Source organism: bacterium (assembly GCA_026129405.1).
GTDB lineage: Bacteria > Desulfobacterota > Binatia > DP-6 > DP-6 > JAHCID01.
This window is the reverse complement of sequence record JAHCID010000013.1, coordinates 20,519-28,925: the sequence shown is the minus strand read 5'-3', so window position 1 is coordinate 28,925 and position 8,407 is coordinate 20,519. Positions and strand designations below refer to the sequence as shown.

Genomic DNA, 8,407 nt, shown 5'->3' with positions numbered 1-8,407 from the left:
CGCCGCGCCGCGTGTGCCGCCGGCGCGTGCGTCCGCGGCCACGTGCGCATTGCTCGCCGCGCCGGCACACGCGCGCTCGTTTTTCGGGCGCGGGATACGCCACGTGCGACTTCTTCCCGGCGCGACACGCCCGCGGCGTGGGCACCTCCCTTGCTCTCGCCGGTGCGCCCGGCGAGCCGGGGGAGCGCGGGCGACATCGAGGGAGGAGCCATGCAGAAGAAACTCGCATCGAGGGTCGCGTTCGGCGCCGCCGCCGGCGTGACCGGACTGATCGGCGTCGTCGCGATCGGTCACCAGGCGGTGGTCGCGAAAACATCGCCCACCTACCACGTGCCGTCGAAGCCGACGACGATGTATCGGGGATACTTCCCACGCGATGCACCGCCGGTGCTGACGGTCCCGAGCGGCGCGATCGTCTCGGTCGATACGATCTCGCATCAGAACATCCAGCAGACGGGCGTCCCCGCGAAGGACGTCCTGGCGGACGCCATCCCCGTCTTCCAGCAGGTCGTCGCGCCGGTGTCGGGGCTGGGCGCGCACTACATGACGGGCCCGATCTACATCCAGGGCGCCGAGCCGGGCGACACGCTCGAGGTCCGCATCCTCGACGTCAAGCCGCGCGTGCCCTGGGGCACCGCCCCGGGCAGCAAGCGGGTCTACATCGAGAAGGGCCGGGCGCTGTTCGCGCCCGGGATCGAGATCCCGCTGAAGCCCTTCCAGGGCATCATGGCCGTGGCTGCGGCCGACGACTTCGTGTCGCCGATCACCGCCGCCGCCAACGCGGGCCTCGTCAGCTCGCGGCCGCCCGGCCCGTTCGGCGGCAACATGGACACCAACGACCTCGGCATCGGCACCAGCCTCTACCTGCCCGTGTTCCGCAGCGGGGCGCAGTTCTTCACCGGCGACCCGCACGAGGTGCAGGGCAACGGCGAAGTCGCCGGCAGCGCGCTCGAGCAATCGAACACCGCCACCTTCCAGTTCATCGTCCACAAGGGCGGCGGCCTCACCGGCCCGCAGGCGGAGACGCCGCTGCACTACATCACCATGGGCATCGACGTGGATCTCGACGTCGCGATGCGGAACGCGCTTCGCAACGCCCTCGACTTCCTCCAGGCCGAGAAGGGCTTCACGCCGTCCGAGGCGATGTCGTTCGCGAGCCTCGCGATCGACATGAACATCTCCGAGACCGTGAACTTCACCCAGCTCGTCATGGCCCGCATCCCGAAGCGCTTCTTCGTGAGCGACTTCAAGAAGAAGCCGGATTTCTGGAAGAAGCCGCTCAAGGACAACAGCGAAGGCCAGCGCCAGGGCCTCGACCAGCTGCCGTGAGGAGAGTGACGATGAACATCACACCACAGATTCGCGTGGCCGGCGTCACCGCGGCCGCGCTCGCCGTCCTGATCGGGCTCGGCGCTCTCGGCCACCAGAGCGCCTTCGCGAAGAAGGACTACGACTACCATCTCCCGTCCACGCCGGAGAACATGTACCTCGGCTGGTTCCCGCGCGACGCCCCGCCGGCGCTCACCGTGCCGAGCGGCGCCATCGTGCGCATCGACACGATCTCGCAGCGCGGCGTCGGCGGCAGCGGCATGGACCCGGTCGGCTTCCTCGGCACCTTCGGGGTGAAGCCGGAGGAGGTGCTGCCCGACGTCATCAACGCCTACTACAACTTCCCGGCCAGCCACCGGGCGCCGCGCGGCAGCGGCGGCCACTATCTGACCGGCCCGATCTACGTCCAGGGTGCCGAGCCCGGCGACACGCTCGAGGCCCGCATCCTGAAGGTCGAGCCGCGCGTCAACTACGGCATCAACGCGCAGAGCTCCGGCGGCGCCCTGCCCGGCTATCTCTCGAGCTCGACCGTCCGCCTGATCCGCACGAAGGGCAACGTCGCCCTCTTCAAGCCCGGCGTGGAGATCCCGCTGAAGCCCTTCCAGGGCACGATGGGCGTCGCCGCGTCCGACACCTACGTCTCCCCGAACACGCAGGCGGCGTCCGCCAACGTCGTCAGCTCGCAGCCGCCCGGCCCCTACGGCGGCAACATGGACCTGAACGACCTCGGAGAGGGCAGCACCATCTACTATCCGGTGTTCCGCACCGGCGCCCAGTTCTTCACCGGCGACCCGCACGAGGTGCAGGGCAACGGCGAGGTCTCGGGCAACGCCCTCGAGATGTCGAACACGGTCACCATCCAGTTCATCGTCCACAAGGGCGGCGGCCTCACCGTGCCGCGCGCCGAGACGCCCACGCACTTCATCATGATGGGCATCGACGTCGATCACGACGTCGCCTTCAACGCCGCCCTGGCCGAGGTCCTCGACTTCCTCCAGGACCAGAAGGGCCTGTCGCTCGCCGACGCGCGCGCCTTCGCGAGCCTCGCCGTCGACTTCAACATCGCGGAGTCGGTCGACCTGACGAACCTCGTCATGGGCCGGGTCCCGAAGCGCTTCTTCACCTCCGACTTCAAGGTGAAGGACTACTGGAAGAAGCCCCTCAACAAGTTCAGCGAGGGGCAGCGCAACGGCCTCGACGGCTTCTGAGCGCCTGCGGGCCGGGACGTCCCTGCGACGCCCCGGCCCGCGGCGCCGGCCGACGACGCCCGGCCTCCCGTCCCGGCGTCCTTGACCACGCGGGGAAGCGCGCGCTACCCGGCCGCGATGCACGCGGCACTCCTCGAGGAAGCGGGCCGTCCCCTCACCATCGCCGACGACGTCACGATCGATCCGCCCGGCCCCGGCCAGGTGCTCGTGCGCGTCCGCTACTGCGGCGTCTGCCACTCCGACCTGAGCATCGTCGACGGCGTCTTTCCGTCGCCGACGCCGATCGTCCTCGGCCACGAGGCGGCCGGTACGATCGAGGTGCTCGGCCCGGGCGTGAGCGAGCTCGCCGTCGGCGATCCCGTCGTGCTCACCCCGCTGCCGCCGTGCGGCACCTGCTACTGGTGCGTGCGCGGCGAGCCCGGCTGCTGCGTGCGGGCGAACGCGATCGCGACCAACACGCATCTCGACGGCAGCACCGGGCTGCGCCGCGGCACCGTCACCGTCTACCGCGGCGTCGGCCTCGGCGCCTTCGCCGAGCGCGTCGTCGTGCCGGTCACCGGCGCGGTCCGGGTCCCCGACGGCGTGCCGCTCGACGTCGCCTGCGTCATCGGCTGCGCCGTGCAGACCGGCGTCGGCGCGGTGCTGAACACCGCCCGCGTCGAGGCCGGCGCGACGGTGCTCGTCATGGGGCTCGGCGGCATCGGGCTCAGCATCGTCCAGGGGGCGCGCGTCGCCGGCGCCGCGCGCATCGTCGCGAGCGATCCGCTGCCCGCGCGGCGCAAGGCCGCCGCCCGGCTCGGCGCCACCGACCTCGTCGATCCGGCCGCGGACGACGTGGTCTCGCGCTGCCAGGCGCTCACCGGCATCGGCGTCGACTACGCCTTCGACGCCGTCGGCCGGGCCGCCCTGATCCAGGCCGGCCTCGCCGCCACCCGCAACGGCGGCACGACCGTCGCCGTCGGCGCGGCGCCGATCGACGAGGCGATCACGATCATGCCGGCCGCGCTGTTCACCCTCCAGGAGAAGAAGCTCCTCGGCTGTGCCCTCGGCAGCTGCCACGCGGTGCGCGACATCCCGCGCCTGCTCGCGCTCTACCAGGCCGGGCACCTCGACCTCGGGGCGCTCGTCACCGCGCGCCGGCCGCTCGCCGAGATCGACGCCGCGCTGGCCGACCTGCGCAGCGGCCGCGGCATCCGCACGGTCCTCGCCTGCTGAGCGGCGCGCCGCGGTTCTCGGCGACACCCCACCCGATTGTCGAGCCCGGGTGCGGCGGCGTAGACAGATCGTCAGCAAGTCGGTCTGCGAAGGAGGTCCACGATGCACGCCGCCGCTCGTCGTCTGCTCCTGTCCGCCGCCGTAGCCCTGCTCCTCCCCGCGTCGCCCGTCCGTGCCGGCGGCGCCGACTGCGCCTGCCGCTTCGAGGTGGCGACCGGCGGCAGCGGCGTGCCGCTGCGCCGGACGACGCGCACCGCGGTGGACGGCGCCTGCACCTTCGACGTCCGCCTGCGCGTCGCCCCGGGCGCCGGCGCGGCCTGCGACGGCGCCCGGAGCACCATGCGCGGCCTCGGGCGTGCGACGACGGTCGATCCCTGGGCGATGTCGTGGGAGCGCGTCACCGTGCGGGCCCGCACCTACGTGCGGCGCACCGTCCTCCGCGCCCGCCTCCGCGACGCCGCCGGACGCCGCACGCGGGCCCGGCTCGCGCTGCGCTGCGCCCCGCCGCTCGCGGGCTGCGAGGACGTCATGGCCGAGCCGGTCTACTGCGTCCTCGGCGGCCGCGCGCAGCACCGCGTCGCCAGCCTCGACACCGGCGTCGTGTGCCGCGACGACGGCCCCGCCACCGCCGCCGCCGGTCGCGCGATGTCGCTCGCGCTCTGGCACGGCGACGTCTACGCCTGCAGCGGCGGCAGCCCTTTCGGCGGCTTCGTCGCGACGCCGCTCGGCGCGGAGCGCCGGCGACGCGTCGCGGGGCCGTGCGCCGCCACCGGCACCGACGCCACGAGCCTCCTCGTCCTGCCCCGGCCCGGCTTCGACGCGCGGCCGGCCCAGGCCACCGCGCGCCGCAGCGTACGCGACACGCCGCGCGCATCGCTGCGCCAGATCCGCGCCTACGACGACCCTGCCGACGTGCCCGACGGCCCGTACCGGGTCGTCGCCGACCTCGACACCATCCCCGCGGGCTCGCCGTGCGGCGCGCTGCTCTTCGACACGGTCACGGGAGCTGACGGCCTCGTCTACGCCACGGGCTGCCGCCCGCGCTGGATCGGCGGCTGCGACCCCCAGCCGATCGTCTGCGTCTTCGACGCCGGCACCGGTGCCGCGCTGCCCTCGCTCACGCTCCAGGAGTTCGACGGCGGCGTGCGCGGGCTCTCCGCCCTCGACGGCGGCCGCCTCGTCGTCCTCACCGACGACCTCACCGCGCTGCCGGCGATCGGCTACGGCGGCGACGACACGAGCTTCGGGGTGCACGACACGCTGCACGTGTTCGACGTCACCGACGGCGCCCGCCTCGACAGCCAGGCGCTCACCACGTTCATGGCGCAAGGACTCGCATGCGTCAGCCGGTGATCCGCCTCGGCGCCGCCGGGGCCGCGCTGGGGCTCGTCCTCGCCGCGGCGGCGTTCGGCGCCCAGCCGCTCCCCGGCTCGGCGCTGCAGCTCGCCGAATCCCGCGGGGGCGGTACCGCCCCCGTGCGCCGGGTACGGGTGGTGGCGCGCGAGCGACCGGCGGTCGCGCGCCTCGCCGGCGACCCGATCGTGCACGGCGCTCTGGTGACTATCGCGACCGTCGGCCCGGACCGCGCGCGCGACAGGCTCGTCCTGCCGCCCGGCGCCGCGCGCGGCCGCGGCGCCGGCTGGTCGGTGGCTGCGAGCGCGAAGCGGCCCGGCGACGGACGCCTCGTCTGGCGCGACCCGCGCGGCGTCCACGGCCCGGTGCGACTCCTGCGGCTCACGCGCGGGCGCAAGGGCGTGCGGCTCGAGGTGCGCTTGCGCGGCGATCGCGACCGGCCGCTGGCGGTGCGTCCCAGGCCCATGCTCGCCGGGGCCGAGCTGATGCTGACGATCCCCGGCGGGGACAGCTGGTGCACCGCGTTCGGCGGCGCCGCCGGCGGCCGGGTGGTCGCCAGCAAGCCGTGGCGGTTCGCGATGGGCCCGGCCGCGATCCCCGCCTGCGCGGTCGCTGCGCCGCCGGCGATCGTGCCCAGCTTCGAAAGCGACCCGGTGCGGCCGCTGGCGCTCTCCCCGGACGGCAGCCGTCTCTACGTCGCGAACACGCCGGACGCACGCCTGGAGATCCTGCGGGTCGATGCCGCCGGCGGGCTCACGCCGCAGGCGTCGGTGGCGGTCGGGCTCGAGCCGGTCAGCGTCGCCGTCCACGGCGACGGCGAGGTGTGGGTGGTGAACCACCTCTCCGACAGCGTGAGCGTGGTCGACGTCGCCGCGGATCCGCCGCGCGTGGTGCGCACGATCCCCACCTGCGACGAGCCGCGCGACCTCGTCTTCGCCGGCCCGGGCGCGGCGCGCGCCTTCGTCACCACGGCCCGCCGCGGGCAGACCTGCCTCGGTCCCGACGGCACGCCGATCGACGCGCAGCTCACCACGCCCGGCACGCCGCGGGCGCTCGTGCAGGTGTTCGACGCCACGCAGGCGACGGGCGTGCCGCTGGCGGTGGTCGAGCTCTTCGGCGACACGCCGCGCGCGCTCGCGGTCGCGCCCGACGGGCAGACCGTCTACGCCGCGGTCTTCCGCTCCGGCAATCGCACGACGACGATCACCGAGCAGGCGGTGTGCGACGGCGGCCAGGGCGCGGCGCCGTGCCGGGTCGGCGACGCGACGGCTCCCGGCGGGCTGCCGGCGCCGAACCCGAACGACTGCGCCGGCGTGCCGCAGCCCGAGACCGGCCTGATCGTGCGCTTCGACCCGGCGCGCGGGCAGTGGCTCGACGAGCTGGAGCGCGACTGGAGCGCGCTCGTGCCGTTCACCCTGCCCGACCGCGACGTGTTCGCCATCGACGCCGGCGCGACGCCGCCCGCCGCGCTGGGTGCCGGCTGGTCGGACGTCGGCACGGTGCTCTACGGCATGGCCGTCGACACCGCGACCGGCGCGCTCTGGGTCGCGAACACCGAGGCGCACAACGAGGTGCGCTTCGAGGGCGACCGCAGCGGCTCGTGCGCGACCACCAGCGTGCGCGGGCGGCTGCACGCGGCGCGCGTCACCCGCATCGACGGCGACGGCGTACGGCCCCGCCACCTGAACCCGCACCTCGCCTACGACGTCCCCACGTCGCCCGCCGACAAGGCACGCAGCCTGGCGACGCCGGTCGCGCTCGCCGCCGACGGCGACACGCTGTGGGTCGCGGCCCTCGGCTCCGGCGTCGTCGCCGCCCTCGACGCCGCCGCGCTCGCGGACGGCACCTTCGCGCCCGACGCCGCGACCCACGTGCCGCTCACCGGCGGCGGCCCGACCGGGCTCGTCCTCGGCGACGGGCGCCTCTACGTGAGCACGCGCTTCGACCTCGGCGTCTCCGTCGTCGACACCGCGAGCCGCACCGAGATCGCGCACGTGCGGCTGCCCGACCCCGAGCCGGCGGCGGTGGTCGCCGGCCGCCGCTTCCTCTACGACGCGGTCGCGACCTCGGACAACGGCGAAGCGTCGTGCGCGGCGTGTCACGTCTTCGGCGACCTCGACGGCCTCGCCTGGGACCTCGGCGATCCGGACGGCGAGACGGTCACCAACCGCAACCCGTTCGAGTTCAACTTCGGCCAGGATCCCGACTTCCGCACGCTGAAGGGGCCGATGACGACGCAGAGCCTGCGCGGGCTCGCGAACCACGGCCCGATGCACTGGCGCGGCGACCGCTCCGGCGGCACCACCTTCGGCGATCCGCTCGACGAAGCCGCCGCCTTCCGCACCTTCAACCCGGCCTTCGTCTCCCTGCTCGGGCGCCACGCCCCGCTCGCCGACGCCGACATGGATGCCTTCACCGCGTTCGCGCTCGCGCTGCGCTATCCGCCGAACCCGATCCGCCGCCTCGACGGCGGGCTCGGCGCCGGCGAGGAGCGCGGGCGCCACGTCTACTTCGACGTCACCAGCGACGACATCCGCACCTGCCACGGCTGCCACGTCCTCGATCCGGACCTGGGCTTCTTCGGCACCGACGGCGACAGCTCGTTCGAGAACGAGCCGCAGATCTTCAAGATCGCCCACCTGCGCAACCTGTACGCCAAGGTCGGCATGTTCGGCATGGCGGGCGGGCCCTTCTTCCGCGACCTCGACGCGACGCCGACGGGCGACCAGGTGCGCGGCTTCGGGTTCCTGCACGACGGCAGCGTCGACACCATCCAACGCTTCCTGTCCGCGACCGTCTTCTCGCTCTCCGCCCCGGACCGGCGCGATGTCGAGGCGTTCATCCTCGGCATCGACACCGGGCTCGCGCCCGCGGTGGGCCAGCAGGTGACCGTCGGCGGGCCCAGTGCCGCCGCCGACGACCCGGCCGTCGCCGCGCGCGTGGCGCTGCTGCTCGCCCGCGGCGACACGGCGGTCCCCGAGTGCGACGTCATGGTGCGCGGGGTGCAGGACGGCGTCGCGCGCGGCTGGCTGCGCCTGCCGACCGGCGCGTTCCGTGACCGCGCCGGCGAGCCGCCGGTCGCCGAGGAGACGCTGCGCGCCGAGGCGGCGCGCGCGGGACAGGCGCGCACCTATACCTGCCTGCCGCCCGGCACCGGCGTCCGCCTCGCGCTCGACCGCGACGCCGACGGCTGCCTCGACGGCGACGACCCCGCACCCGCCGACCCGGCCGTCGCCTGCACGCCCTGAGCGCGCCCGACGCGTTCGGGGCTTGCGTGCGCCGGCCGGCCCCGACCAAATCGC

Annotated in this window: 5 protein-coding genes; all 5 read left to right on the top strand. The window is 74.4% G+C overall.

Going from position 1 to position 8,407, the window contains the following annotated elements; translation table 11 throughout:
- The first annotated feature begins 210 nt into the window (after window positions 1-210).
- The 5 genes from KIT14_25870 (at window position 211) to KIT14_25850 (ending at window position 8,353) form a co-directional block, all read left to right on the top strand.
- Window positions 211-1,329 (top strand): acetamidase/formamidase family protein, encoded by a 1,119-nt coding sequence (locus KIT14_25870; GenBank protein ID MCW5893947.1) that lies wholly within the window; start codon window positions 211-213, stop codon window positions 1,327-1,329.
- Window positions 1,330-1,340: 11 nt separating this feature from the next.
- Window positions 1,341-2,537: an acetamidase/formamidase family protein gene (locus KIT14_25865; protein MCW5893946.1), complete on the top strand. Its 1,197-nt coding sequence runs from the start codon at window positions 1,341-1,343 to the stop codon at window positions 2,535-2,537.
- A gap of 117 nt (window positions 2,538-2,654) precedes the next feature.
- Window positions 2,655-3,752 carry a Zn-dependent alcohol dehydrogenase gene (locus tag KIT14_25860; GenBank protein ID MCW5893945.1) on the top strand — a complete coding sequence of 366 codons (1,098 nt, stop codon included), beginning with the start codon at window positions 2,655-2,657 and terminating at the stop codon, window positions 3,750-3,752.
- A gap of 102 nt (window positions 3,753-3,854) precedes the next feature.
- Window positions 3,855-5,105: a hypothetical protein gene (locus KIT14_25855; GenBank protein MCW5893944.1), complete on the top strand. Its 1,251-nt coding sequence runs from the start codon at window positions 3,855-3,857 to the stop codon at window positions 5,103-5,105.
- 578 nt (window positions 5,106-5,683) lie between these two features.
- Window positions 5,684-8,353, top strand: a complete 2,670-nt coding sequence (locus KIT14_25850; protein ID MCW5893943.1) for a YncE family protein — start codon at window positions 5,684-5,686, stop codon at window positions 8,351-8,353.
- Window positions 8,354-8,407: the final 54 nt, after the last annotated feature.